Here is a 25,743-nt window from a genome sequence, read left to right as displayed (position 1 = left end):
CATCCGGAGAACACCATGCTCATCCTGATCCAGCGCGTCAGCCAGGCCGCCGTCCATGTCGAGCAGGAGGTGGTGGGGCAGATCGGGCCCGGCCTGCTGGCCCTGGTCGGCATGGAGCCGGGTGACAGCGAGGCCCAACTGCAGCGCATGGCCGAGCGCCTGCTGGGCTACCGGGTGTTCGCCGACGAGGCCGGGAAGATGAACCGCTCGCTACGTGATACCGGCGGCGGCCTGCTGCTGGTCAGCCAGTTCACCCTGGCCGCCGACACCCGATCGGGCATGCGGCCCAGCTTCACCACCGCCGCGCCGCCGGACGAGGCTGAACGCGGGTTCAATCGATTTGTCGGGATCTGTCGTGAAAATCACGCGCCAGGGGTGGAAACGGGCCGGTTTGGTGCCCATATGGTCGTCAGCCTGGTCAATGACGGTCCTGTGACCTTCCTTCTCCGGCCCTGAGCCTGCGGGACCACCGCCCGGCAGGCGGGGCCCCGGGCTGGTATAATGCTACGTTCCCTATTTCCTACCCAGCCGGTGGCGCGAGCACTACATGGCCAACGAACGTCCTGCCCAATCCGAAATCAAGCAACTGATCAGCAAGGGCCTGGAACAGGGCTACCTGACCTACGCCGAAGTCAATGACCATCTGCCGGACGACATGGTCGACCCGGAACAGATCGAAGACATCATCGGCATGATCAACGGCATGGGCATCGATGTCCATGAAGTTGCGCCGGATGTGGAGACCCTGCTTCTCAACGACGGCAACACCGGCAACCGCGAAGTCGATGACACCGCGGCCGAAGAAGCCGCCGCTGCGCTGAGCGCGCTCGACACCGAAGGTGGCCGCACCACCGACCCGGTGCGCATGTACATGCGCGAAATGGGCACCGTCGAGCTGCTGACCCGCGAAGGCGAAATCGCCATCGCCAAGCGCATCGAGGAAGGCCTTTCGCAGGTCCAGGCCGCCCTCGGCCAGTTCCCGGTTTCGGTCGAGTCGCTGCTGAACGACTACGAAGCCCACAAGGAAGGCAAGAAGCGCTTGGCCGAAGTGATCGTCGGCTTCAACGATCTGGTCGACGAAGAGCCGGCGCCGCCGGTGGCCGCTGCCGATGACAGCAGCGATGCCGATGCCGAAGCCGACGAAGACGAGGACGATGATGTCGAGGGTGGCGAGGAAGAAGCCGCACCGACCGGTCCGGATCCGGAGGAAGTCGCTGCGCGCATGCAGGCGCTGAGCGACGCCTTCAACGCCTTCAAGAAGGCGGCGACCAAGGGCGACAAGAAGAACCTGCCGCGCCTGCGCGAAGAGATGTCGGCGGTGTTCGTCACCCTGAAGCTGCCGCTGCCGCTGACCGACGTGCTGACCAAGCAGCTGCGCGACACCATGGCTTCGATCAAGGCCCATGAGCGCCGCGTGCTGAACCTGGCCACCGTCACCGCCCGCATGCCGCGCAAGGACTTCATCCGTTCCTGGGAAGGCAACCAGACCAACCTGGAATGGGTGGAAGATGCACTGAAGCGCAAGCAGAAGTGGTCGTCGGCCCTGCGCGACGTGAAGGACCAGATCATTGCCGAACAGCAGGCGACGATCGACATCGAGAAGCTGACCCAGCTGGACCTGGAAGAGCTGAAGGAAATCAGCCGTGCCATGGCCTATGGTGAAGCCAAGGCGCGCAAGGCCAAGAAGGAAATGGTCGAGGCCAACCTGCGCCTGGTGATCTCGATCGCCAAGAAGTACACCAACCGTGGCCTGCAGTTCCTTGACCTGATCCAGGAAGGCAACATCGGCCTGATGAAGGCGGTGGACAAGTTCGAATACCGCCGCGGTTACAAGTTCTCGACCTACGCCACCTGGTGGATCCGCCAGGCGATCACCCGCTCGATCGCCGACCAGGCGCGCACCATCCGTATTCCGGTGCACATGATCGAGACGATCAACAAGTTGAACCGCATTTCCCGCCAGATGCTCCAGCAGTACGGCCGCGAGGCTACGCCGGAGGAGCTGGCCAAGGAAATGGACATGCCGGAAGACAAGATCCGCAAGGTGATGAAGATCGCCAAGGAGCCGATCTCGATGGAAACCCCGATCGGCGACGACGAGGATTCCCATCTGGGCGACTTCATCGAGGACACCAACGTGGAGTCCCCGATCGAGAACACCACCAACATCAACCTGTCTGAAACCGTGCGCGACGTGCTGGCCGGCCTCACCCCGAGGGAAGCCAAGGTGCTGCGCATGCGCTTCGGCATCGACATGAATACCGACCACACGCTGGAAGAGGTCGGCAAGCAGTTCGACGTGACCCGCGAGCGCATCCGCCAGATCGAAGCGAAGGCGCTGCGCAAGCTGCGTCACCCGAGCCGCTCGGAGCAGCTGCGCAGCTTCCTGGATATCGATTGATTTCCAGCGGTTGTTGCAGCGTTGAGAAACCCCGCCTGGTGCGGGGTTTTTCTTTTCCGGATGCCTGCGCTTTCTGTAGAGCCGAGCCATGCTCGGCTGCTGTTCGCGATGACGTATCCGGAAGATCTTCTCAACGAGTGACGGTTGCTTGCCGCACCTTGTGACGCAACTGGCCTGAGGATTGTTGAGGACTGTGCTGCAAAGGAGGAGACCATCCAGCGCAAATCCCAAGTGGCTCAATGCTGTGAGCTTCCTGCTGTGTGTGATTGGTATGGACCATGTCGCATTCGCCAATTGAAGCCACTACCTTCGCTTCCACACAGTCCCCTTCAGGTGCTCAACACACCTTCGTAGGCGGACTGTCTGCCGCAACAGCAGGCAATCCAAGGTCAAACCGCATCACTCGTCATCCCGGTGAGTCCAAGCGTTTCTGGCCGGGTGGCGCGCAGCCATACAAGACCCTGCATGGGGGAAAGCTGCGGGCGGCCCTACGACCGTGTTGAAGCACCCGGTCGCCTCTCTCAACAGGAGGCGCAACAGGTTCGACAAATCGTAGGAGAGTGCGTATGGAACTGAAGATGGTTGTCGATGCATGCGGCAGGGATGGATCGGATGCACGTGACTGCAACTTCCCGCCGTTGTTGGACTGGGACGATGTAATGCGTGATGAGCGCGATGACCCCCTCGGATTCGCCCGCCGAGCAACACTGGCGTTGCTGACGCAGCCGAGTGCTGGATTGCTTGCCGGATTCAGGGGCGACAACCAGAAGGCGCTTGAAGAGGCCAGAAGGACGGTGGCATTGTTTCAGGCACACCTGCGGCGGCAGGCGTGGTTTGCGGAAGTGGCGGAGAGGCGGTTGGGGCGCGTTGCCGAGGTTCTTGCTGCTGCCGGGTAGCCGATCGAGCGCAGGCTCCACTACACTGTGACGCTGCGCGGGGCCTATAGCTCAACGGTTAGAGCAGGGGACTCATAATCCCTTGGTTTCAGGTTCGAATCCTGATGGGCCCACCACATAGACATCCGCGAGTGTCCGAAAGAGTCTATTTATCCACGTATATCTTGGCTTTCACGACGGTAGGATGTCCGCCTGTGTCTGTCGTCATCCGGTTGCATCCACTAAAAAAGTGAGTCAGTGTGTGTGTCATCGGGCTGTGTGGCCCTGGCTGACTCACAGGATCTTGACTCACATGCTGACTGACACCAAGTTGCGCGCACTCAAGCCCAGGGAAAGTCCCTTCAGGGTGGCTGACGCCAATGGCTTGTGCATCGAAGTTCGTCCATCAGGCGCTAAGGTCTGGCGTTACCGCTACCGCCACCTGGGCAAGGCAAGCATCGTCACTCTAGGTGAGTACCCTTCGATGCCCCTGCAGGCTGCCCGAGCCGAGCGGGATCGTCTACGTACTCAGTTGCGCAGCGGTGCAAACCCCGCACAGATGGCCAGGATCGAGAGAGCAGTGCAGGGGGAGCGGTCTGCCAACACTTTCAGTGCCATTGGCCTTGAGCTATTGGCCAAGCGGACGAAGGAAGGGCTGTCTCCTGGATCTGTCTTGCGGGAGCGAAGGTTGATCGAGAAGGACCTGGCAGGTCTGGCTGACTTGCCTATCGGTGACGTTAGTGCGCCCATCCTTTTGGCGGCGCTTAGGAAGCTTGAACAGCGAGGGGTCGTTGAGACGGCACACAGGGCAAGGGCGCATGCCGGCAGGATCTTCCGCTATGCCATTGCCACGGGGCGAGCTGATCGAAATCCCGCACAGGACCTCACAGGTGCGTTGGAGCAACCAAAGACCAAGCACTTCGCCAGTGTGACCGAGCCTGCTGCAATCGGTGAGCTCTTGCGCGCTCTCTGGGGCTACCAGGGGGCCTTTGTGACGCAGGCTGCCCTCAAGCTGGCTCCAATGCTGTTCGTGCGCCCAGGAGAGCTGCGGCAGGCCAAATGGGCTGACATCGATCTTGTGGCTGCCGAGTGGCGGTATGTGACCAGTAAGACAAAGACTTCGCACATCGTCCCGCTTTCCAGACAGGCGGTGGATGTCTTGCAGGGCCTCTACCCCTACACCAAGCGCAGTGAGTTCGTCTTCCCTAGTGTCCGTACTGCCCATAAGCCAATGAGTGAGAACACGCTCAATGCGGCCTTGCGCAACCTGGGCTTTGATTCGGACACCATGGTTGGGCATGGATTTCGTGCGATGGCGCGAACCGTACTGGATGAGGTGCTTGGGTATCGCCCTGACTACATCGAGCATCAGTTGGCGCATGCCGTAAAGGATCCCCTCGGTCGGGCCTACAACCGTGCCACCCATCTGCCCGAGCGTCGGAAGATGATGCAGGCTTGGTCGGACTATCTGGATCGCCTGCGCGAAGAACAGCCCAAGGTTTCCCCGTTTCTCGCTAAGCGCGCATAACCGCTAGTTCGTCAGGTGCTTGAAAAAAGCCATTGATATCAATGGCTTTTTTCATATCTGGGCTGACTGGTATGCCATCCGGTATGCCGCAGGCAGCTGGCTGCGGCTGGACCATTTTGGACATCGGGGCGCCTGCAAGTGGCGCGCATCGGCCCCTCTGGTTAGAGCAGTGCATGCGATGGGAGTAGACGGGCAGGGCATGGCCCTCTCGGCACATATGTCGACGGCATACGAGTGCGCTGGATCGGTGCCGCAAAGCGTCTTGAATCAGCGCATTGGTTTTCAGACAGGCTTGCGACTCCCAGTTGCGATCAGGGCCATCGGCAGCAGCTGGCTATGGTGTTGATCTTGGTGCCGTAGCATCCTGATGGCCGCTCTGCAGAGATCTGCAGGTGGATGGGCTGCCTCGAACTGGGGTGGTTATCAAAATGCAGCCCTTGTGTGATCATGATGGTAGTGTTTGGGTGGTTGCCGGCAGACCGCAGGCTTTCCCCTAGAACTCGTACAAGGAATTACTGACCCGGATGAGTGATCTTTCCCGGTAACGCACGGATGTCGAACGAACAGCTTGCAGATCTAACCCAGCCACAACGCGACCGGCTCGCGTTCGTGGAGTTGCGCGTGCGCTTCATCGGGGAGATACGTCGTCAGGACTTGGTCACGCGGTTTGGCATCCAGTCCGCCGCCGCATCCAGGGATCTGGCGCTGTACAAGGAGTTGGCCCCGGGCAACATCGACTACGACACTCGGGGTAAATCCTACGTCCTGGGGCCGGACTTTCACCCCATCTTCGACTTCCCTCCGGAGCGGGTCCTGTCGTGGCTGACCCGGAGTTTTGGCGATGGCGAGCCGATGCGGCTCAAGGCGTGGGTGGCCAGCGAGAGCCCGTCACGGCTCACGCATATGGATCTGGATGTGCTGGCGAGCGTGACTCGGGCGATTCACCAGGCGTGTCCGCTCGGCATCGAGTACCACTCCATCTCCAGTGGTCGCACCGAGCGGGAGATCGTCCCGTTCGCGTTGATCGACAACGGCTTGCGCTGGCTCGTCCGCGCCTTCGACCGCAAATCGCAGGAATTCCGGGATTTCGTCATTAACCGGATCAAGTGCCCCGTGGCGCTTAAGGCGCAGCTAGTGGCGCCCCACGAGATGAGTGATCAGGACATCCAGTGGACCAGGATCGTGGAACTGGAGTTGGTGCCGCACCCCAATCAACCGCGTCCCGAGATCGCGGAGATGGATTACGGCATGACTGGCGGCATGGTGAAGATGAAGCTTCGGGCAGCGACTGCCGGCTACATCCTGCGCAAGTGGAGCGTCGACTGCTCCGCAGACCACAGCCTTCGTGGGCCGGAGTACAGACTATGGCTGAAGGACCACTTGGCCTTGTACGGCGTCAAGAACGCCGTGCTGGCACCAGGGTATGCGCCCTTGGATGCGGCCCGAGCAGGAGCGGAATGTGACTGAACAATGGCTACCACTGCCGGCGCCGGTCGCGTCGGTAGAACAAACGAATGACGAGAATTGAGATGAAAGAATCCTACTTACCGACATTGCTGCAGATGAGGATGCTTGTCGGCTTCCTTGGCGAGCGTGCTCAGTACGCCTGGTGGCCAACGGCGTTCTATGAGGCATCAAGCAAGCTCTTCCTGGAGCCGGTCTTCTCGAAAACGTCTCGCCTCGCTCAGTACCACGGTGTGCTGGAAGCAGCCAGACGATTGCACGACGAGCATTTGAGCGTGGGTAGCTACCACCTGTTCAGGTTGCCCGAAGAGGTCGAGCAAGACCTGCACGCGACCGTGCAAAGTAGCGTGGGAGAAGAACTCGCCAGCCAGGCGCCACAAAGCAAAGAGGCTGCGCTTGATGCGTTGAAGCGATTGGCTGCCACGGGCGGCACTTCCAGCGTGGGTCCAACGGCGGTCGGGGGCATCAAGGATCTCGATTCCACCGACACACTGAAGGCTATCGCTGCGGCCTATCTATCGGCGTTCACACAGAACGCCAGAACTTATCCGTATCTGGTGGGGTGATCGTGGCCGACAACACGCCCTACACGACTCAGTTGCAAGCAGGCCTTGGGCTCGTCAACGAAACCAAGACGCTGCTCGACCTGTGGTCGCCTGGCATGTCGGCGAACCAGTTGCATCAGGTCGCACTGGAATCGGGTCGATTCCCCACCGTTACCGCGCGCCGACTTCGCAACATCGTCGTCGAATGCTTCGCTCCACGCTATCTCGTGGCAGGTGGTGCACCAGCAGCACATCTCAGGCGGCTGTCCGCAACGATATCCACGGCTGACCTGACGCAGCTCATGCTCGTTTTTACGAGTCGGGCCAACCCGATCCTTGGCGACTTCGTGCGCCACGTTTACTGGGCTCGGTACGCCGGTGGATATACCCTGATCACCAATGACGACGCGCGGACCTTTGTCGAGCGCGGCATCGATGACGGCAAGACCATCAAACGCTGGTCGGAAACCACTGTGCGGCGTGTCTCCGCCTATCTGACCGGATGCTGCGCCGACTACGGAATGCTCGAACGTGGACTGCGCTCAAGCCGTCGCATCCTGCCGTTCCGTATTTCGCCAGCCGTGGCCGCTTACTTGGCCTACGAACTGCACTTTTCCGGCGTCGGTGACAACGCTCTGCTGACCCACGAAGACTGGCAGCTGTTTGGCCTGGCGCGCGAAGACGTGCTGGAGGAAATCAAACGGCTCTCGCTGAAGGGGTTGCTCATCGTCCAGGCTGCTGGCGACGTGATTCGCATCAGCTGGAAACAACAAGACATGGAGGCGCTCTGCGATGTCCTCACTCAAAGCTGATTTCGACGAGTTGCGCGAGCGCATCCGCCACGGGCGTGAGCTCGGTCATGCGAGCTTCGAACCGATCTATTACCTCGTCTTCCCGCCAGAACAAATCCTCGAGGTGAAGCGGCAAACGCCCGCTTGGGTGGCCAAGCTGCACCAGGAAGGCTGGGATGTGCACACGTTCTCCATCGCTGAACAGATCTGGGCCCTACTGAAAGACGACCCGTTCTGGTCGCTGTGCGTGATGGAGGACAAGTCAGCGCCCTTGGATTGGCCACGTACCAACAAGGCGCTGGCGGACATCCTGACGGCGGATAACGGCCTGCTGAAGCGGCTGGAGGATGCCCTGCAGCCGCTCGAAGGCCAGCAGAACGCGCTGCTGTTGGTAACGGATCTTGAGGCACTGCATCCGTTTATGCGCATCGGCGCCATCGAAAGCCAGCTCCAGGGCAAGTTTCACGTGCCGACGATTTTTCTGTACCCCGGCGTGCGAACCGGCAAGACACGCCTGAAGTTTCTCGGCTTCTACCCGGAAGACGGCAATTACCGCTCCGTTCACGTCGGCGGCTGAACAGACAAAAGAACCCTGGGACAAACCATATGACCATTCGCTCACTCTTCGACCCAAGCAAGGACATCTACCGGACCATCGAGAAGGTCATCACCTATGGCGCCTCGCAAGAAGGCCGCCTCAAGGCTGAGATCTCCGAGTACGTGGTCACCGAGAGCATTGAGGAGCAGTTTCGCAAGCTCCTCGATCGCATGCAGCTCGCGATGGAGTCCGGTGGCGAGAATGAGGTGGGCGTTTGGGTCTCGGGCTTTTACGGCTCCGGTAAGAGCTCGTTTACCAAGTACCTCGGCTTGGCGTTTGATGATCAGCGCACCATCGACGGCACTCCGTTCATCAAATACCTGCAGGACCGCCTGCACAAGCCGCAGACCAAGGCTCTCCTCAGCACCGTGGCGCAGCGCTTCCCGGCCGCCGTGGTCATGCTGGACCTGGCCAGTGAAATGCTCGCCGGCGCCACCATGGAAGACGTCTCCACCGTCCTCTACTTCAAGGTGCTGCAGTGGGCCGGCTACTCGCGCAACCTGAAGGTTGCCGCTTTTGAGCGTATGGTCGAGAAGGACGGCCGCACGCCCGAACTCCATGAGCGCATCGCCCAGGCGCTACCAGGTGCCACCTGGGCTCGCGTGCAGAACAACCCACTGGCCATCGATGGCTTGATCCCGAAGATCGCCCATGAGATGTACCCGGCACTCTTCCCGGAGGCCAAGTCATTCTCGTCCAGCACCGAAGGCTTCTTCCAGTTCGAAGACCAGCGCGTGCAAGAGATGATCGACATCGTCCGCGAGAAGAGCGGCAAGCAGAACATCATCTTCATCGTCGACGAAGTTGGGCAGTACGTAGCCTCGCGCGACAACCTGATCCTAAACCTCGATGGTCTGGCCAAGAACCTCAAGAGGCTCGGCGATGGCAAGGCCTGGATCATCTCCACTGCGCAGCAGACCCTTACTGAGGACGATCCTCGCGCAGCGCTGAACTCGGACAAGCTCTATAAGCTGAAAGACCGCTTTCCGATTCAGATCGACCTGGAATCGAGCGACATCAAAGAGATCTGCTACCGACGTCTGCTCGGCAAATCACCGGCTGGCGAGACTGAGCTGGGCAAGCTGTTCGAAGCCCACGGCCAGGCGCTGCGGCACAACACCAAGCTGCAAGACGCCAAGTATTACGACGCGGACTTCAGCAAAGAGAGCTTCACCAATCTCTACCCATTCCTGCCGGCTCACTTCGACATCCTGCTGCACCTGCTGGGTGCACTGGCCAAGTCCACTGGCGGTATCGGCCTGCGCTCTGCGATCAAGGTGATCCAGGATGTCCTCAAGGGTGAAGGCGGCTCCAAGGCCATGGCCGATCAGCCCGTGGGCTGGCTCGCCACCACGGTCACCCTGTACGACGAGCTGGAAAAGGATATCCGCCGCGCCTTCACGTCTATTCATCAAGCGGTTGGCAAGGTCCAGATTCGCTTCCCGGATTCGCAGCTCCATCAGGACATCGCCAAGTCCGTCGCCGTGCTGCAGATTCTGGGCAACCTGCCGGTGTCAGTGCAGAACGTCGCCAGCCTGATGCATCCCTCCGTCACAGCAGCTTCGCAGCTCGACACGGTCAAGAAGGCCGTTGAAGAAATGCTGGGCGACGTGCATGTGCCGCTGGGCGAAAAGGATGGCAGCCTGGTATTCCTCAGCGAGAAGCTGCGAGATATCGAACAGGAGCGCGGCGCCATTGCACTGCGCACTGTCGACGTGAAACGCATCTTCAACGATGCACTGCGTGAGACCTTCGATCCGCTGCCCCGTGTCACCCTCCACGGCACGATGGCCGTCGCAACGGGCCTGAAGGTCCAGGCCGGCAGCGCCATCACCAGTCTGGCCGGTGATCAGAGCACCATCCAGACCGTTGTCGAGTTGGTGCCTGCCAGCGACTACGAGACCGCCAAGAACCGGATGCTGGATGACTCCCGCAGCCGCGCGGGCCGGAATGTCATCGGGCTCTTGGCTCGCGCCAATTCCGAACTCGACGATCTGGCAAACGAAATCTATCGCTGCCAGCGCATCGCCGAACTGCACCGCAACGAGCCCGACCAAGAGGTCAAGGACTACTGCACCGGCCAGCTCGACCGCGCCGCCAAGCTAGCGACCCAACTGCAGAGCAAGATCAAGCAAACCCTGCAAGCGGGCTCGTTTGTCTTCCGGGGCCAGGCTACGGCGGTATCGGCGCTGGATGCTGATCTGTTGGAGGCCGCCAAGAAGCTGCTCTCCGATGTGGCCGACCAAGTCTTCGACCGCTATGTCGAAGCCCCAGTACGCGCCGGAACCGACACCGCCGAGAAGTTCCTGAAAGTCGCCAACCCCGCAGCCATCAGCAGTGCACTGGACCCGCTCGGTTTGGTGCAAACCGTGGCCGGTCGTGCCTCGTTCAAAACCGACCATAAAGCGATGATCAGCATCCGCGACTACATCGACAAGCGCGGCACGGTCGATGGCAAGCGCCTGCTCGACGACTTCAGCAGCGCCCCGTTCGGGTGGTCGCCGGACACCACGCGGTACATAGTCGCGGCCATGCTTATGGCTGGAGAGATCAAGCTCAAGGTCTCGGGACGCGAAGTCACGGCCGCTGGGCAACAGGCCATCGATGCCCTGAAGACCAACAACTCCTTCAAGCAGATCGGCGTGGCCCTGCGCGACGAGCGCCCGTCCATCGAAATGCTCGGTCGGGCGGCAGAGCGGCTCACTGAACTGGTCGGTGACATGGTGATCCCGCTTGAGCAAGAGATCAGCAAGGCGGCGGCCAAGCACTTCCCGCGCTTCCAGCACGATTACGGCTCCTTGGCTGAAAAGCTCAGCGGCCTTGGGCTGGCGGGTAGCGAACGCATCCGTACTTTGAACCAGGACATTGCCGATGTCCTGTTCACCGATGCCTCCGACGCCCCGCAGCGCCTGGGTGCCGAAACCTCCGCCATTTACGACAATCTCAAGTGGGCCCTCGAAGTGAAGCGGGTGCTCGACAACGGGCTCGACGCCACCCTACGTGATTTGCAAGCTCATCGCCGCGACATCGAGGCATTGCCGGATACCGGTGTGCCAGGGGAGCTGCGCCGCGAACTTGCCGAAGATCTGGGAACCCTGTCAGAGCGCCTGGGCAAAGAAGACTTCTACAAACACACCGCCGACTTCAATTCGCAGCTCACCCATCTGAAGGGCCGCGTGCGCGATGCGGTCATCACGCTCTCCGACCAGCAAAAACTGCGTTTGAAGGAAGGTGTCGAGGATCTGCAGCGCATCCCCGAGTGGGAAGAGCTCACCCAGGAGGAGCGCGGCAACGCCGTGAACCGGCTGGACGGACTCGCCCTGGCTGCTACACAGGATCTGGCCGGACTCAAGAAGCTACTGGCCCGCGACTACGACATCAACAGCACTCTCGAAGACCTTAAGCGCTTCATTCAACGCCAGGGTCAGGAACGGCTTCGCCAGCGCATGGAAGAAGAGCGCGCCAAGACCGGCGGAAAAGGACCGGTCAAGCTCACCAAGTCAATTGCCGTGCCGGTGAAGATGACCTCTGCGGCAGACATCGACGCGCTGATTCAACAGCTCCACGAGATCAAGGCTCAGCTCGCGCTGTATGCCGAGATCGAAGTGTCATTTGCGCTCAAAGGAGAGTGACCATGCTCACGGCCATCACTTTGGAAGACTTCAAAAGCTACCGACAGGCAACATTACCGCTGTCTGCACTGACGGTACTGATCGGTGCTAATGCCTCAGGTAAGAGCAATGTCATCGAATGCTTGCGACTCTTGTCCTGGCTGGCTCAAGGGCAAAAACTTTCGGCTATCCGGTTTGCTGTGCAAAGCGGTGATCAAGTCGTGCGCGGTAAGCTTGAGGATTTGGCTTATCACCGTGGCGAGTCCTTTGGTTTGGGCGCGTATACGAATGCCACCGAGTGGAATCAGCTCAGTATGCGAATTGGCCGCCGCACGGATGGTCTGCATATCACAGAGGAAACCCTGACTCACACAGGTGCTTCTGTGCCGCTGTACACAATGGATCAACCCTCAAATGGCCAGGGCACTGACGCCAGAGTGGCGTACAACAACTTCGCAAAAGGCGGCAAAAAGCCACGTGTGACGTGCACTGACCAAGCGGCAATATTCACGCAGCTAACGAGCCCAGCTACTTTCGACGCGGCGCACAAAACATCGCGAGAGCGAATTCCTCCGATTACTAAAGACTTGGAGCAATTGCTTGCTGCCATTCTTTTTCTCGATCCCGTGCCAGCACAAATGCGTGAGTATGCGTTTCCCTCTGACAAAGACTTGCAAGGCAACGGCCGCAACGTCTCGGCGGTGTTATTCAATCTGTGGGGGCGTGAGGAACAAGCTCAGAATGAGCCTCATGCCAGCAACCGTGTCGCCATTCTAAGTTTCATTCAGAGCTTGCCCGAGCAAGATATCGCCGGCCTGTCCTTCCTAGAGGAGCCGCGCGGTGGCGTGATGGTTCAGCTCACCGAGACCTTTGGTGGCAGGACAGATCAGCGAGATGCTTCTTTGCTCTCCGATGGCACCTTGCGCGTTCTGGCTATTGCCGCTGCGATGTTGTCAGCCCCGGAAGGCAGTCTGGTGGTGATCGAAGAAATCGACAATGGCGTACACCCCAGCCGGGCTCACCACCTGCTGCAACAAATTCAAAACATCGCTAGCCAGCGCAACCTGCGCGTACTGCTCTCTACCCACAATCCAGCCATGCTGGATGCGTTGCCGGACAGTGCTGTACCTGATGTGGTTTTTTGCTATCGCCACCCTGAAGACGGCGCCAGCCGCCTGGTGCGCCTGGCCGATGTTCCTGACTATCCAGAACTGATAGCTCAAGGCACCCTGGGCCACCTGATGACCTCTGGTGCGTTGGAGCGCTTCGTCAAGTATCACCCAACGGGTGATGCACGCAAACAGCGTGCGCTGGATTGGCTGGCCAAGATGCGTTCGGGAGCCAGCAATGAGTGACATCGTCTTGCTGGATACGTCGGTGTATCTGAATGTTTTGGACGTGCCAGGCTTCAATCAAGATCGAGGCAACATCTTGGACGAATTTGTAGTCCGGGTTGAGCAAGGCGATTATTTCCTTTTGCCAATGGCTACCATTTGGGAGACTGGTGATCATATTGCCGACCTGGCCGATGGCCGTCTGCGTCGCCAGTTTGCTCAGTCACTCGTCGAGCAAGTTACACAGGCGTTCAATAACAAGGCGCCCTTTAGAACAACTTATTTTCCCGATAGCGAAGTCTTTCTACGCTGGCTTGGCGATTTCCCTGGCTATGCGCAACGCAATAAGTCAGACCGTCAAACTCGTGAAGGCGTCAGCCTCAGTGACCTCTCCATCATCAAAGAATGGGAGCAAACTCGCGACCGCCATGCCATGTCGCGTGTGTTGATTTGGTCGCTGGATCGAGATCTCGCCGCCTACGATACTGGAGCGCGCTAATCCATGGCCTTCGACCAAACAACAAGAAACCGCCTCCAGCGCTTCGTCAACGACGCGCGCCGCGTGCTGGAAGAGGAATTCACCCGCCAGCTGCAGAACGACTACGGCATGGACCCCAACGCGGGCACCGTGGCGGAGCTAGCCAGCCTGCGCCATATCAACGACGCGCAGCGCGAAACTGCCCGCATCCTGCGCGACACCCTGGCGCACTACACAGCCAGCGGCGACATGAACGCCATGCAGGGGCTGGATCGCATCGTGCGCGAGCAGGCCTTTACCGTGCTCAACCGCCTGGCAGCGCTGCGCATGGCGGAAGCGCGGGGGCTGCTGATCGAGTCGGTGGGCAACGGCTTCCAGGCCAAGGGCTTTCAGCTCTATGCGCGACTGGCCGGCACCGGCCTGGGTGAAACCGGCGATGCCTACCGTGTGTACCTGTTCAGTGTGTTTGATGAACTCGCGCAAGACCTGCCGGGCCTGTTCGACCGCTACTCACCGCAGGGCCGCCTGTTCCCGCGCGAGGCGGCACTGCTGCAAGTGCTGAACCTGATCAACGATGCCGACATCGCCCCACTGTGGAGCGAGGACGAAACCATCGGCTGGATCTACCAGTACTTCAACTCCAAAGAAGAGCGCAAAGCCATGCGCGATGCCAGCCAGGCGCCGCGCAACAGCCGCGAATTGGCCGTGCGCAACCAGTTCTTTACTCCGCGCTACGTGGTGGAGTTTCTGGTGGACAACACCCTCGGGCGTCTCTGGTTCAACGCGACCGGTGGGGTCACCGGCCTTCGGGAGCGCTGCCAGTACCTGCTGGTCAAGCCCGACGAAACGCTTCAAGCAGCCACCAAGCTGCGCGACCCGCGCACCCTCAAACTGCTGGACCCGGCCTGCGGCTCCATGCACTTCGGCCTGTATGCCTTCGATCTCTTTGCCGAGATCTATCGCGAGGCCTGGGCCTGGGAACAACAGCACGGGCCGGGCTCGCTGGAAGTCTCGACCCAGCCCCAGGCTGCGCTCAAACCACTGAGCCAGACCTATGAGGACGAAGCGGCATTCCTGTGCGACGTGCCGCGCCTGATCATCGAGCACAATATCTATGGCGTGGACATCGACCCGCGCGCCGCGCAGATCGCCTCGCTGGCGCTGTGGCTGCGGGCGCAACGTGCTTGGCACGACGCAGGAGTGAAGGCCAAAGACCGCCCGCTGATCGGGCGGGGCCATGTGGTGGCCGCCATTGCGCCGCCGGCAGAGCGTGAGTTGCGCCAGCAGTTTGCGGCCAACCTCGATCAGCGCGACGCCGAGCTATTCGAGAAGACGCTGCAACTGCTCAAGGGCCTGCCGGAGCTGGGTGTGCTGCTCCAGGTCGAGCGCGAACTGCCGAACTTGATTCGCCAGGTCTATGTCGGCAAAGGCACCGGCCTGTTTGCTGCGCAGGAGCAAGAGAACTGGCAGCAAGCGGAGGCGCGCCTGCGTGAGGCGCTGACCGAGTTTGCCCAGGCGGCGAAATCCACCTACCAAGGGCGGCTTTTTGCACAGGACGCATTGCAAGGTCTCCGGCTCATCGATCTATGCCGTGAAGTGTTCGATGTCGTGGTGATGAATCCGCCTTTTGGCGCACTGGCTGCCAACACAAAGAACCAGCTCGCCAAAGCCTACCCGCGCAGCAAGAACGACCTGCTGGCCATCATGGTCGAGCGTGGCCTGGAACTGCTGCGCTCTGGAGGGCGCATTGGCGCCATTACATCGCGCACTTGCTTCTTCCTCTCTAGTTTTCAGAAGTGGCGGGAGGATGTGGTGCTGGGCGTTGCCCGCCCCGAAGTGATGGCCGACCTTGGGCTTGGAGTAATGGACGATGCAATGGTCGAGGCTGCTGCCTATGTATTGGAGAAACAGGCATGACAATCTTTCTACGCCTGCTAGCGGATAAAGATAAAGCCACTAATTTGCTGGCCAGTTGCAGCGCCTTGCGTACAGGACAGAGTGATGCGCGGTCATTTCAGGTGGCGCCGGAATCGTTCCGGGCAGTACCGGGCTCGCCATTCGCTTATTGGGTGAGCGGAGAGGTACGTGAAAAGTTCAGCCAATTTGACAGATTTGAGTGTGATGGCCGGTTTGTAAAACACGGGCTTACGACTGGAAACGACGATCGTTTCCTGCGGGCATGGTGGGAATCTATGAACCCTGATGGGTGGTTGCCGTTTGCAAAAGGCGGCAGTCATTCACCTTACTATGCGGACCAACAGCTCCTCCTGAAATGGGTGGATGAAGGGGGCGAGTTGCGGGCTGGCTATCAAACAAAGGCGATCGCTGGCACACGGCTTGACGGTAATGAGTATTTCGGTCGCAAGGGGTTGACGTGGCCGCTGCGATCGCGAAGCTTTTCACCTCAAGCACTGGCGAGCGCAAGTAGCTTTTCAGCCCGTGGATACTGCGCATTCTTCCCAGAGGGAGATGAATTGATAGCGCTGGCGTTATTTAATAGTCAAGCCTTTGATTATCTCTTTAAGGTTGCTCTAGGTCGCTTTGGGTTCCCCGAGTTTATCGTCGGTATTTTGCAGTTGCTTCCCTGGCCCTCGATTGGAGATGCACAATCATCTCAGCTGGCAAGATTGTCGTGCCGCGCCTGGTCCCTCAAGCGCACATTGGACACCATCGAAGAGACCTCTCATGCGTTTGCGCTGCCTGCCGCGCTGCGCTCTCGCCTGGGCGATTACGACCCTCCCGCTATTGAAGCAGAGCTTGCCCGCATTCAGGCTGAGATCGACGCCATCGCCTTCGACCTCTATGGCTTTTCCGATACCGACCGCACCGCCGTACAGGCCAGCCAGGGGGCGGCGAGCGCAGCGGACGAACTCCTCGACGAGGAGGCCGACGACGAAGACCGCGTAGCGCCGGGCGACCACACGGCGGGCCTGTTAAGTTGGACTGTCGGCGTGGCATTTGGCCGTTTCGACTGGCGCTTGGCCATCGGCGAGCGCGCCGCACCTGCCGAGCCGGAACCCTTCGAGCCACTGCCTGCCAAGAGCCCAGGCATGCTGCCGGGCGGGGCCGCGCCCTTCCATGTGCACGAAGGCATCCTGGTGGACGACCAAGGGCACCCGCATGACCTCGCGCGTCTGGTGGAGGAGGTATTGGCTCGCGTGGATATCGCGGTGCCGGAAGACGTGCGTCGCTGGCTGCAACGGGATTTCTTTGCTTTCCACCTGCAGCGCTACACCAAGAGCCGCCGCAAAGCGCCTATCTACTGGCCGCTGTCCACCGCATCTGGCAGCTACACGCTGTGGGTTTATTACCCCAGCCTCAGCAGCCAGACACTGTATACGGCGATCAACGACTTCGTCGAACCCAAGCTCAAACAAGTCGGCGCTGACGTGACGGCTCTGCGCAACAAGGGTTCTGCTCGGACCCGTGACGACGAAAAGCAGTTCGAGACGTTGCAAGCTTTCGAGCTGGAGTTGATCGAGCTACGTGACACCCTGCTCAAGCTCGCGCCAACCTACAAGCCCAATCACGATGATGGCGTGCAGATCAGCGCCGCGCCGCTGTGGCCGCTGTTCCGCCACAAGCCCTGGCAGAAGGTGCTCAAAGACACCTGGGCCAAGCTGGAAAAAGGCGACTACGACTGGGCGATGCTCGCCATGAACTACTGGCCCGAGCGCGTTCGCGAGAAGTGCAAGACCGACAAGTCGCTCGCCATCGCGCATGGCCTGGAGGATTTGTACATCGAGCCCGAGGTAGCGCCGAAGAAGACGCGCGGCAGAAAGAAGACCGGAGGCGATGAATGATTCAGGACGTCAAAGCGCTGCCGGTCAGCTTCTACTTCAGCCCCGATGGGACCACGTCGTTCTTCATTCCCAAGTACCAACGCGAGTATGTATGGGGCGGCAAGAACTGGGACGCGCTGTTCAACGACCTGGAGGAGTCGCCAAGTGGGCACTTTCTGGGCTCCATCATCTGCGTGAACACCCAGCAAGATGGCATGGCCGGTGGCCGACTTGAGCTGATCGACGGCCAGCAGCGGTTTACCACCATCAGCCTGTTGTTCTGTGCGTTCTACGACAAGCTGAATGCCATTCCGAATCCGGATCGCCGTCTGCTGGTGGAGCTGGACAACCTGGAAAGCCGCATCTTCGTCCGCACTTCTGGCCAGTGGCGTCTGGAGCCCAGCGAGCAAGCGCAGAACAAGACAGATTTCCAGAAGGTGCTGAGCGATCTGTTTCCCAAGCAGGTGAAAGCGCCGAAGGGCTTGAGCAATTTCGGAAACCGCCGCATTGCGCGCGCCTACCGCTACTTCTGTGAGCGACTGGAAGGGCTGAGCCAGGACAGCGCACTGGCCCTGCTGGAAAAGCTCAAAGCGGCCATGCTGGTCAAGATCGAGGTGCGCAGCCATTCCGACGCATTCATGTTGTTCGAGTCGATTAACAACCGGGGTATCCCGCTCTCGGCCATCGACATCATCAAGAACAACCTGCTGGCCGAGTTGGACAAGCGTCCGGACTATGGCATCGACCGGGCATTTGACGAGTGGAAAGACCTGATCGACCTGTTGCCCGACCCGGCGGTGCAGGAGCGCTTCCTGCGCCAGCTTTACAACATGTTCAAGTACCTCAAGCGGGTCGAGGTCAAAGGTTGTACCCGCGCCACGCGCTCGAACCTGATCACCATCTACGACACCCTGCTGCGCAAGCGACCGGTCTGGCTGTTCGGTGCGCTTCAGGCCAAGGGCAAAACCTACTCGGCGCTGCTCAATCCCATGGTTGCACGCGCGGAATGGGGCGACGCTGCCGCAGCGGCCTTGCAAGACCTGCAGCGCCTAGGAGCCGCGCCGGCTTACGCATTCTTGTTGTGGGCCAGCCAGGTCGCGCAGAGCCAGAAGTGGAATGAGGGCGACGCATTGAGCCGCTTGGCCGCTTTGCTCACCAAGTGGTTCTTTTGGCGGAACCTCACCGATATGCCGCCGACCCGTGAACTCGACCCGATGTTCATGGAACTGGTCAGCCACCTGCTGACGCAGATTCGCAGTTGCGAGATCACGGCGCTGGACGGCTTCATCCAGCAGAGCAGTAATTGGTTGCTGGGACGGGCAGCCCCGCAGGATGTTTGCGAGTCGCGCCTCAAGGGCGATGTGTACCTGGAGAATTACGACGCCACGCGGTTCATGCTCTGCAAGCTGGAAGAGACACACCAAACCCGTGAAAACAAACGCGACCTGTGGGTGCATGACGCCAATGATCGCCCCGTTTTTACCGTCGAACACATCCTGCCGAAGACCGAAAACTTGGGGCCGGGCTGGGTGACGATGCTCGAAGGGAACCAGAAAGGCACTGCGGCTGCCATTCGCGAGCGCTGTGCGCACCAGCTCGGCAACCTGACCCTGAGTGGCTACAACTCCAAGCTCGGCACGATGGAATTCTTGAAGAAGCGCGATCGCAAGAACGATCAGGGTGATTTCATTGGCTACCGCAACGGCTTGTACCTGAATGCCGACTTGGCCAGCCGAGATGATTGGAACGAGGCCGCCATTACGGCGCGAACAGACAAGATGCTCAAGGAGGTGATGTCCATCCTGAGCCTGCGGGGTGACAAATGACGATTGCAGAATTCATTCGAGAAAGCGTACTGCGGCCGCGTCTGAAGCAAGCTGGCGCCTTGGTGGTGTATGACGCCGACAAGCGCTACCGCGAGCTGTGTTTCGACTTGGCGGCTGACAAGGTGCGGGTGGTAGATGCGTCTGAAAGCAGCATCGAAAGCCGCGAGGCAGCGCTGCTGGCGCTGCGCGATGTAGGACAGCCCAAGGCGCCCTTGGAAGGTGTGTTGATCTATGTTCCCTCCAAGCGGCCAGAGACAGACGAGCAAAAGCAAGCTGATCCATTCGCGCTGTACGCAGAATGCGGCGCGGTGTTCCCGCAAGACGATGGCGACGAGTACCTGAGCCTGTGCCTGCGTGCTAAGCCAGATTACGCGACAGAAATTCGAAGCCTATTTGTGCGCGAACCACGACCGCAGTATGCGGTGATTGACGCCATTGGCGGCGGTGTGAGTTGGCCCCAGTTGCGAGCCACTCTGCGGGTGGAGTCCGGCCGCGAGATTCTGGCCGCATTGCTGGCCCCGAGTGCCAGTCAATCCGAGGCGCTCAAGGGGCAGGAAGGCTGGGTGCAAGAGGCGCGTGATTTCCTCCGAGCCACTCTGGGCCTGAGCGTGAAAACGCGCGGCAAGACCTGGTCCGCCCTGGCGGATGAGCTGTGGCGCTACGTGCTGTTCAGCGAGTTCGTGTTTGATTTGCCGGTGGCATTGCCGGACACCTTGAAGGGGGTGCCGCACGCACCGATGGAAGCCAAACCCATCGTCGAGGATGTGTGCGACCGTCTGCGCAGCGACCCGAAGTCACGCGCGATATACATCGAGCGCGCCGAGACCACCGAGGCGGAGCTCAACCTGACCGATCTGTGCGGTGCGATTGAAGACCTGGGCGAGCGCGACACCTTCCCCTTCGAAGAGCGGACCTTCCTGCGCACTGCGATCAAGGGCATTATCAGCGGTGACACCGATGCCACGCGCCGTGTGCTGACCCGCCACAAGAGTTCGGTATGGCTCGGCAAGGGCGAAAGCCAGGCCCAGTGGGAGCTGGTGCGGTCTGGCTTGAGCCTGGTTGAGGCCTGCGACGATTTTGAGCGCCAGCTACCGGATCACGCCCGCTCGCAAGCGGAGCTGATCGACTTCTACCTGGGCAGCCTGCGTGAAGCAGATCGTCTGCAGCGCGAGTTCGAACAAGCGGCGGGCGACTTCCTCGACCCGCATGGCTTGATGCATGAAGTGATCAGCCAAGCTCGGGCGCGTTATCGCCGTTTGGCAGAGAAGGTTCAGGGCGTGTTTGTGAAGCACGTTGAGTCCGCCGGTTGGCCACCCACTGGGCGCCTGGCCAATGCCGATGCCTTTGATCGGCTGGTGGCTGATCGACTCAAGGAAAGCGGACGCAAAGTGGCCTACCTGATGGTGGACGCCCTGCGTTACGAGTTGGGCGTGGCCCTCGAAAAGCTGCTGGCGGAAGACGGTCCCGTCGAACTGCAAGCGGCCTATGCGCAGCTTCCGACCATCACCCTGGTGGGCATGGCGAGCTTGCTGCCTGGCGCACGCACGGGGCTGACCCTATCACTGGAGAACGATTCCCTGGTGCCCAAGCTGGCGGGCGCGCCGGTGAGCAATGTCCCGCAACGCATGGGTGTGCTGGCCAAGCTGTATGGCGACCGCTTCGCGGAAATGCCGCTGAACGACTTTGTTCGCGGTAAGCCAAAGATTGCCGAAACCGTCGACCTGCTGGTGCTGCGCTCCACGGAAATCGACAGCCAACTGGAAAGCAACCCCGAGACAACGCTCGGGCTGATCCCTGGCACGCTGAAGCTGATCCGCGTGGCACTGCATAAGCTGCGTGGCATGGGCTTCAAAGAGGCGGTCATCGTCACCGACCACGGCTTCTTCCTGAACGCGCAAGCAGAAGCTGGCGATGTATGCGTGAAACCGCAAGGCAAGTGGCCGGTGAATGCCCATGACCGCATGATGCTGGGCGACGGCACAGCGGATGGTCACAGCTTGGTTGTCAGTGCAGAGAAGGTCGGCATTCGCGGTGATTTCACCCAAGTGGCACTACCGCGCAGCATGGCGCCTTATCGCTCAGGGCACCTGTATTTTCACGGCGGAGCATCCCTGGCCGAGGCCGTTGTGCCGGTGTTGGTGGCCAGGTTGGATACCGCTGCTCATGCGGAACTGCGCAAGGCGGTGGTGGAGTTGAGCTACAAGAACGGCGCCAAACGAATAACTACGCGATTGCCGGTCATCGAAGTGATACTGGTGGCCGACGACATGTTCTCGCAAGACATGAGCGTGGAGATCTTGCTGGAAGCGCAAGACAGCAAGGGCAATGTGGTGGGAGAGCCGCGCCCAGGTGGCGATGTGAACCCCGCGACCAGAACTGTGACCCTGATGCCAGGCCAGCGCAAGCAGATTGCGCTGCGAATGGATGATGAGTTCAGAGGCAAGTTCTCGGTCAAAGCGCTGAACCCAACGACTCTGGCTGCCTACAGCAATCTGGCGCTTGAAACCGACTATACGGAATGAGCCCTATGGACGAACTCGACCAAAAACTAAACGCCACATTCGACGGCAAGGTGCTTCGCAAAGACCTGCTGCATCGAATCAAAAAAGGCACCAACGTCCCGACGTTCGTCCTGGAGTTCCTCCTTGCCAAGTATTGCGCCAGCAATGACCAGGCAGAGATGGATGCTGGCATGGAGGCCGTGCTGTCGTCACTGCAGGAGAACTACGTTAGGCCGGACGAGGCCAACGCCGCGCAGTCCAAGGTCGCCACCAAGGGCAAGCATCGCTTCCTCGACAAGGTCCATGTCCGTTACGTCGAAAAAGAAAAGCGCCACTGGGCATCGCTGGAGAACTTCAACTCGCAACGCATCGCGATTGGTGAAAAATTCTACCGCGACAACGACAGGTTGCTGGAAGGTGGCATTTGGGCGGAGGTGACCCTGGCGCACAACGACATAGATGAAGACGACTATGCGTTTTCCATTGAGGATCTGCGCCCGATCCAGCTGACTCGTTTTGACTTCGACCGTTATGCAGAGGGGCGCGGGGCATTCACGCGTGATGAGTGGCTCGCGGCGGTGTTACGCTCTGTGGGACTGGAACCCAGCAAGCTCTCGAAGCGCGTGCAGATGCACTTCATCGCCAGGTTGGCTGCGCTGGTTGAGCCCAACTACAACTACATCGAGCTGGGACCACGCGGCACCGGCAAGTCCTATTTCTTCAGTGAATTCTCGCCCTACGCTACCTTGATCTCGGGCGGCCAAGCGACCAAGGCAACGCTGTTCTACAACAACGCGCGCCGCAAGGTGGGCTTGGTTGGCTTCTGGGACACGGTTGCCTTTGACGAGGTTGGCGGGATCAAAGTGCGCGATCCGGACACCATCCAGATCATGAAGGACTTCATGGCCAACGGGCGCTTTTCGCGCGGGGCTGAGGTTATTGCTGATGCCAGTTTGAGCTTCGTTGGCAACATCGACGTGTCCGTGCAGCAGGTGGTGAACTCCAACGAGCACGATCTTTTCCAGCCGTTGCCGCCAGAGCTCGACTTGGCTGTGATGGACCGCTTCGCCGCGTACATACCAGGCTGGGAAATGCCGAAGAACAGTAGCGAGTTCCTGACGAGCAACTACGGATTCATCACCGATTATTTGGCCGAGGCCTTCCACTACCAGTTCAAGCACACGAATCGGTATGAGGAAGTGAGCAAGCGCATTCGGCTCGGTAAATCAATCGAGGGGCGCGACGAGAAAGGTATCAAGAAGACCGTCTGTGCATTCTTGAAGGTGCTGCATCCAAATGGGCCACCCACGGACGAGGAGTTTGAGGAATACGTAGCCTATGCCACCGAGTGCCGCCGCCGCGTCAAGGAGCAGATGAACAAGCGCAAGCCGGACGACGAGTTCGCGCGCATCAACCTGTCCTACTTCAAGGCCAGTGGCGAGGAAGTGGTGGTTTTCTGCCCGGAATCGAAGGATGCGCCCGCAACTCAAGAGCCTGCGCGCCGTCGTTTGAATCAGGCGGATGGGCAGCCGACTGAGGCAGTCGAAGTGCAACCCGCCGCACAAGCGGCACCTGCTGCACAGGAGACTCCAGTGGGCCCGACCCCGGTATCACCGGCCCCCGCTTCGATTGCGGTTGGGCCGTCACCGATCGAGCTCAAGGAACGGCACTTCACCATCCTCTATGGCGACACCGGGTACAGCTATGAGTCGATTCTCGGCCCCTACCTGCAGGGCGCGAAGTCTGTCGTGATCGAAGATCCGTACATTCGCCTGCAACACCAGATTCAGAATTTCGTGCGCTTCTGCGAAACGGTGCTGAAGGCTGGAACCGTCAAGAAGATCAGCCTGATCACCGGCTACGACGATAAGACCCAGTTGGCCGACATCGCTGAGAAGCTCGATGAGTTGAAGCAGAGCCTGCTGGAATTGGATGTCGAGCTGGAAGTGAAGTTGAACCCGAACATGCACGACCGAGAGATTCGTATCGACAACGGCTGGGTGATCAAGATTGGCCGGGGGTTGGACTTCTTCCAAAAGCCCGGAGGGTGGTTCGAGGTAGGCGTAAATGATCTCAGTTTGCGTAAATGTCTTGAGACCAAGGTTGATATATTCAGGACTGGAATAAATATTTAACCTAATTTTCCATAAAGGAAATTCAGTTTAATTTTATTAATATGATTGTAAAAAATTTCAAGCACATATCATTTTGATGAGGCTGGCGGTTGCTGGCTTCGCGTGTAGATGCTCCGCGATGATGCATCTGCTTTGGATATGGCTGTATGAAAGAAAGATCCGATTGTCTGTACTGTGTTTTGGTCGTCGCAGCATCCATCATCGCTGCGGTTGCTCGATGTGCTCTGTCTTCGGGCAGTGAAGACATCGACCCTTTTAATTGATTCTGCATTGGCATACGCACAAGGCCCGGCATCGTCCGGGCCTTGTGCGTTTGTGCCGTAAGAAGCGAGGAAAATACGATGCATCTGGTTGAAACAATGGCCTATGCCGGTGCTAAGCCGTGGCACGGTCTGGGCAATAAGCTTGAACAGCAACAGCCCATTGAGGTCTGGAAGCGTCAGGCAGGCATGGATTGGCAGATCGAGGACTCCGAGGTCCGCTTCATCACGGGTAGCAATGCCATCGGTGCCATCCACTCCTTCCCGGAGCAGAAAGTGCTCTATCGCTCCGATACCAGGGAGCCGTTGGCAGTCGTCTCCAAGCGGTTCAAGGTGGTCCAGCCGGGAGAGATCCTGGAGTTCTACCGTGATCTGACGCAGCACAGTGGCTTTGAACTGGAGACGGCGGGTGTGCTCAAGGGCGGCAAGAAGTTCTGGGCCATGGCTCGGACGGGCCAGAGCACTTCGCTGAAGGGGCGTGACAGGGTGGATGGCTATCTTTTGTTGGCCACCGCTTGTGACGGCACGTTGGCCACGACGGCGCAGTTCACCTCGGTGCGGGTGGTGTGCAACAACACCTTACAGATCGCTCTGGGAGACAGCAGCGGAGCCATCAAGGTCCCGCACCGCAGTCAGTTCGACCCGGATGCCGTGAAGCGGCAGTTGGGGATCACCGTCTCGACATGGGACAGCTTCGTGGCTCGCATGAAAGCCCTCTGCGACCGTCCAGTTGACCCCGATACGGTCGATGGTCTGTTGCGACGGGTGCTTACCTACCAAGGCCAGGGCAGCACCGCTGAGGTCGTCAACGAACAGGCGCTGGCCAGTGTCCGTGCCCTGTATGAGGGCGGCGGTAAAGGCGCGTTTTTGCCTTCCAGCCGTGCAACGGCCTGGGGCGTACTCAACAGCGTCACGGAGTACGTTGACCACCATCGACGAGCCCGTAGCGATGATCACCGCCGTGATGCGGCATGGTTCGGTGCTGGAGCTCAGCTCAAGCAGCGCGCGTGGGATGAAGTGATGAAGTTGGTGGCCTGATGGAAGCGCAGGCCTATCACATGACCACATCAAGGGCCGGATCCGATGAGGAGGAGAGCAGGATCCGGGTACGTGAGGACAGGACGATTGCGAGGGCGCTGCAGATCCTGCAGAAACGGGCATCGTTGCCAGGGGAGGTGCTGGGAGGAGCAACCCAGGGTGCATTGTTCTTCCGGCTACGTCTGGGAGGCGAAGACCGCGAGCATTTCGAGGTTGCCTTTCTCAACACGCGGTTCCAGCTCATCGCAGTTGAGCGGCTTTTCTCAGGGACGATCGATGCAGCCGAGGTCCATCCTCGGATCGTGGTTCAGAGGGCACTTGCCCACAATGCATCGGCGGTACTCATGGCTCACAACCATCCAAGCGGTAGCTTGCAGCCCTCTGCGTCAGATCGGGCAGTCACGGCGCGGCTGAAGGCTGCCTTGGACACCGTGGACGTGAGGCTGTTGGACCATTTCGTTGTCACCAGCCATGAGGTGGTCTCGATGGCCTCTCAAGGCATGGTCTGACAGACCTGCAGCGAGCAGTGCTGTCGCTTCGTCCATCCATCTTGCCCACATCGATAGCTTGAAATGA

Annotated in this window: 18 protein-coding genes and 1 tRNA gene; all 19 read left to right on the top strand. The window is 59.7% G+C overall.

Features of this window, described 5'->3' with window-relative positions:
* The first annotated feature begins 15 nt into the window (after positions 1-15).
* Positions 16-456, top strand: a complete 441-nt coding sequence (dtd, locus tag NSQ78_RS19190; protein ID WP_064239343.1) for a D-aminoacyl-tRNA deacylase — start codon at positions 16-18, stop codon at positions 454-456.
* Between the two features lie 91 nt (positions 457-547).
* A complete protein-coding gene (gene rpoD / locus NSQ78_RS19185; RefSeq protein ID WP_049470997.1) occupies positions 548-2,401 on the top strand; it encodes an RNA polymerase sigma factor RpoD in 1,854 nt (617 codons plus the stop codon).
* 566 nt (positions 2,402-2,967) lie between these two features.
* Complete coding sequence (locus tag NSQ78_RS19180; protein ID WP_223224756.1) at positions 2,968-3,297, top strand: hypothetical protein; 330 nt, start codon at positions 2,968-2,970, stop codon at positions 3,295-3,297.
* Between the two features lie 40 nt (positions 3,298-3,337).
* Positions 3,338-3,413 (top strand) — tRNA-Ile (locus NSQ78_RS19175).
* A gap of 176 nt (positions 3,414-3,589) precedes the next feature.
* Positions 3,590-4,804 carry an integrase arm-type DNA-binding domain-containing protein gene (locus NSQ78_RS19170; protein ID WP_099490581.1) on the top strand — a complete coding sequence of 405 codons (1,215 nt, stop codon included), beginning with the start codon at positions 3,590-3,592 and terminating at the stop codon, positions 4,802-4,804.
* 552 nt (positions 4,805-5,356) lie between these two features.
* On the top strand, positions 5,357-6,271 hold the full coding sequence (locus NSQ78_RS19165; protein ID WP_062607686.1) for a WYL domain-containing protein: 915 nt from the start codon (positions 5,357-5,359) through the stop codon (positions 6,269-6,271).
* A gap of 62 nt (positions 6,272-6,333) precedes the next feature.
* On the top strand, positions 6,334-6,834 hold the full coding sequence (locus tag NSQ78_RS19160; protein WP_231098242.1) for a BrxE family protein: 501 nt from the start codon (positions 6,334-6,336) through the stop codon (positions 6,832-6,834).
* A 2-nt stretch (positions 6,835-6,836) separates the two neighbouring features.
* Complete coding sequence (locus NSQ78_RS19155; protein WP_164145913.1) at positions 6,837-7,625, top strand: BrxA family protein; 789 nt, start codon at positions 6,837-6,839, stop codon at positions 7,623-7,625.
* Positions 7,606-8,181 (top strand): BREX protein BrxB domain-containing protein, encoded by a 576-nt coding sequence (locus NSQ78_RS19150; protein ID WP_004146420.1) that lies wholly within the window; start codon positions 7,606-7,608, stop codon positions 8,179-8,181. The genes NSQ78_RS19155 and NSQ78_RS19150 overlap by 20 nt, the downstream gene beginning before the upstream one ends.
* A gap of 29 nt (positions 8,182-8,210) precedes the next feature.
* Positions 8,211-11,834, top strand: a complete 3,624-nt coding sequence (gene brxC, locus NSQ78_RS19145) for a BREX system P-loop protein BrxC (RefSeq protein WP_004146422.1) — start codon at positions 8,211-8,213, stop codon at positions 11,832-11,834.
* A gap of 2 nt (positions 11,835-11,836) precedes the next feature.
* On the top strand, positions 11,837-13,168 hold the full coding sequence (locus NSQ78_RS19140) for an ATP-binding protein (protein WP_062607682.1): 1,332 nt from the start codon (positions 11,837-11,839) through the stop codon (positions 13,166-13,168).
* Positions 13,161-13,646 (top strand): hypothetical protein, encoded by a 486-nt coding sequence (locus NSQ78_RS19135; RefSeq protein WP_062607680.1) that lies wholly within the window; start codon positions 13,161-13,163, stop codon positions 13,644-13,646. Before NSQ78_RS19140 ends, NSQ78_RS19135 begins: the two co-directional genes overlap by 8 nt.
* A 3-nt stretch (positions 13,647-13,649) precedes the next feature.
* The gene (locus NSQ78_RS19130) at positions 13,650-15,542 is read left to right on the top strand and encodes a hypothetical protein (protein WP_062607677.1); all 1,893 of its coding nucleotides are present in this window, start codon (positions 13,650-13,652) and stop codon (positions 15,540-15,542) included.
* Entirely contained in the window at positions 15,539-17,428 is a 1,890-nt protein-coding gene (locus NSQ78_RS19125) for a hypothetical protein (RefSeq protein ID WP_032968946.1), read from the top strand. Before NSQ78_RS19130 ends, NSQ78_RS19125 begins: the two co-directional genes overlap by 4 nt.
* Positions 17,425-19,233, top strand: a complete 1,809-nt coding sequence (locus NSQ78_RS19120; protein WP_062607675.1) for a DUF262 domain-containing protein — start codon at positions 17,425-17,427, stop codon at positions 19,231-19,233. The genes NSQ78_RS19125 and NSQ78_RS19120 overlap by 4 nt, the downstream gene beginning before the upstream one ends.
* Entirely contained in the window at positions 19,230-21,755 is a 2,526-nt protein-coding gene (locus NSQ78_RS19115) for a PglZ domain-containing protein (protein ID WP_062607673.1), read from the top strand. The genes NSQ78_RS19120 and NSQ78_RS19115 overlap by 4 nt, the downstream gene beginning before the upstream one ends.
* Positions 21,756-21,760: 5 nt before the next feature.
* Positions 21,761-23,869: a BREX system Lon protease-like protein BrxL gene (gene brxL / locus NSQ78_RS19110; protein WP_164145915.1), complete on the top strand. Its 2,109-nt coding sequence runs from the start codon at positions 21,761-21,763 to the stop codon at positions 23,867-23,869.
* A 341-nt stretch (positions 23,870-24,210) separates the two neighbouring features.
* Entirely contained in the window at positions 24,211-25,167 is a 957-nt protein-coding gene (locus NSQ78_RS19105; RefSeq protein ID WP_164145916.1) for a DUF932 domain-containing protein, read from the top strand.
* Positions 25,167-25,676 (top strand): JAB domain-containing protein, encoded by a 510-nt coding sequence (locus NSQ78_RS19100; protein ID WP_235646961.1) that lies wholly within the window; start codon positions 25,167-25,169, stop codon positions 25,674-25,676. Before NSQ78_RS19105 ends, NSQ78_RS19100 begins: the two co-directional genes overlap by 1 nt.
* Positions 25,677-25,743: the final 67 nt, after the last annotated feature.

The organism is Stenotrophomonas sp. FSL W7-1447 (assembly GCF_037966425.1).
In the GTDB taxonomy this organism is placed as follows: Bacteria; Pseudomonadota; Gammaproteobacteria; order Xanthomonadales; family Xanthomonadaceae; genus Stenotrophomonas; species Stenotrophomonas pavanii.
This window is presented reverse-complemented; position numbering and strand designations above follow the sequence as displayed.

Excerpts from the sequence above, each read along its gene's own strand:
- brxL (WP_164145915.1), top strand. The coding sequence starts at position 21,761 with ATGGACGAACTCGACCAAAAACTAAACGCCACATTCGACGGCAAGGTG.
- NSQ78_RS19160 (WP_231098242.1), top strand. The coding sequence starts at position 6,334 with ATGAAAGAATCCTACTTACCGACATTGCTGCAGATGAGGATGCTTGTC.
- NSQ78_RS19150 (WP_004146420.1), top strand. The coding sequence starts at position 7,606 with ATGTCCTCACTCAAAGCTGATTTCGACGAGTTGCGCGAGCGCATCCGC.
- NSQ78_RS19140 (WP_062607682.1), top strand. The coding sequence starts at position 11,837 with ATGCTCACGGCCATCACTTTGGAAGACTTCAAAAGCTACCGACAGGCA.
- NSQ78_RS19120 (WP_062607675.1), top strand. The coding sequence starts at position 17,425 with ATGATTCAGGACGTCAAAGCGCTGCCGGTCAGCTTCTACTTCAGCCCC.
- dtd (WP_064239343.1), top strand. The coding sequence starts at position 16 with ATGCTCATCCTGATCCAGCGCGTCAGCCAGGCCGCCGTCCATGTCGAG.
- NSQ78_RS19170 (WP_099490581.1), top strand. The coding sequence starts at position 3,590 with ATGCTGACTGACACCAAGTTGCGCGCACTCAAGCCCAGGGAAAGTCCC.
- rpoD (WP_049470997.1), top strand. The coding sequence starts at position 548 with ATGGCCAACGAACGTCCTGCCCAATCCGAAATCAAGCAACTGATCAGC.
- NSQ78_RS19125 (WP_032968946.1), top strand. The coding sequence starts at position 15,539 with ATGACAATCTTTCTACGCCTGCTAGCGGATAAAGATAAAGCCACTAAT.
- NSQ78_RS19135 (WP_062607680.1), top strand. The coding sequence starts at position 13,161 with ATGAGTGACATCGTCTTGCTGGATACGTCGGTGTATCTGAATGTTTTG.
- NSQ78_RS19105 (WP_164145916.1), top strand. The coding sequence starts at position 24,211 with ATGCATCTGGTTGAAACAATGGCCTATGCCGGTGCTAAGCCGTGGCAC.
- NSQ78_RS19115 (WP_062607673.1), top strand. The coding sequence starts at position 19,230 with ATGACGATTGCAGAATTCATTCGAGAAAGCGTACTGCGGCCGCGTCTG.
- NSQ78_RS19180 (WP_223224756.1), top strand. The coding sequence starts at position 2,968 with ATGGAACTGAAGATGGTTGTCGATGCATGCGGCAGGGATGGATCGGAT.
- NSQ78_RS19165 (WP_062607686.1), top strand. The coding sequence starts at position 5,357 with ATGTCGAACGAACAGCTTGCAGATCTAACCCAGCCACAACGCGACCGG.
- NSQ78_RS19130 (WP_062607677.1), top strand. The coding sequence starts at position 13,650 with ATGGCCTTCGACCAAACAACAAGAAACCGCCTCCAGCGCTTCGTCAAC.
- brxC (WP_004146422.1), top strand. The coding sequence starts at position 8,211 with ATGACCATTCGCTCACTCTTCGACCCAAGCAAGGACATCTACCGGACC.
- NSQ78_RS19100 (WP_235646961.1), top strand. The coding sequence starts at position 25,167 with ATGGAAGCGCAGGCCTATCACATGACCACATCAAGGGCCGGATCCGAT.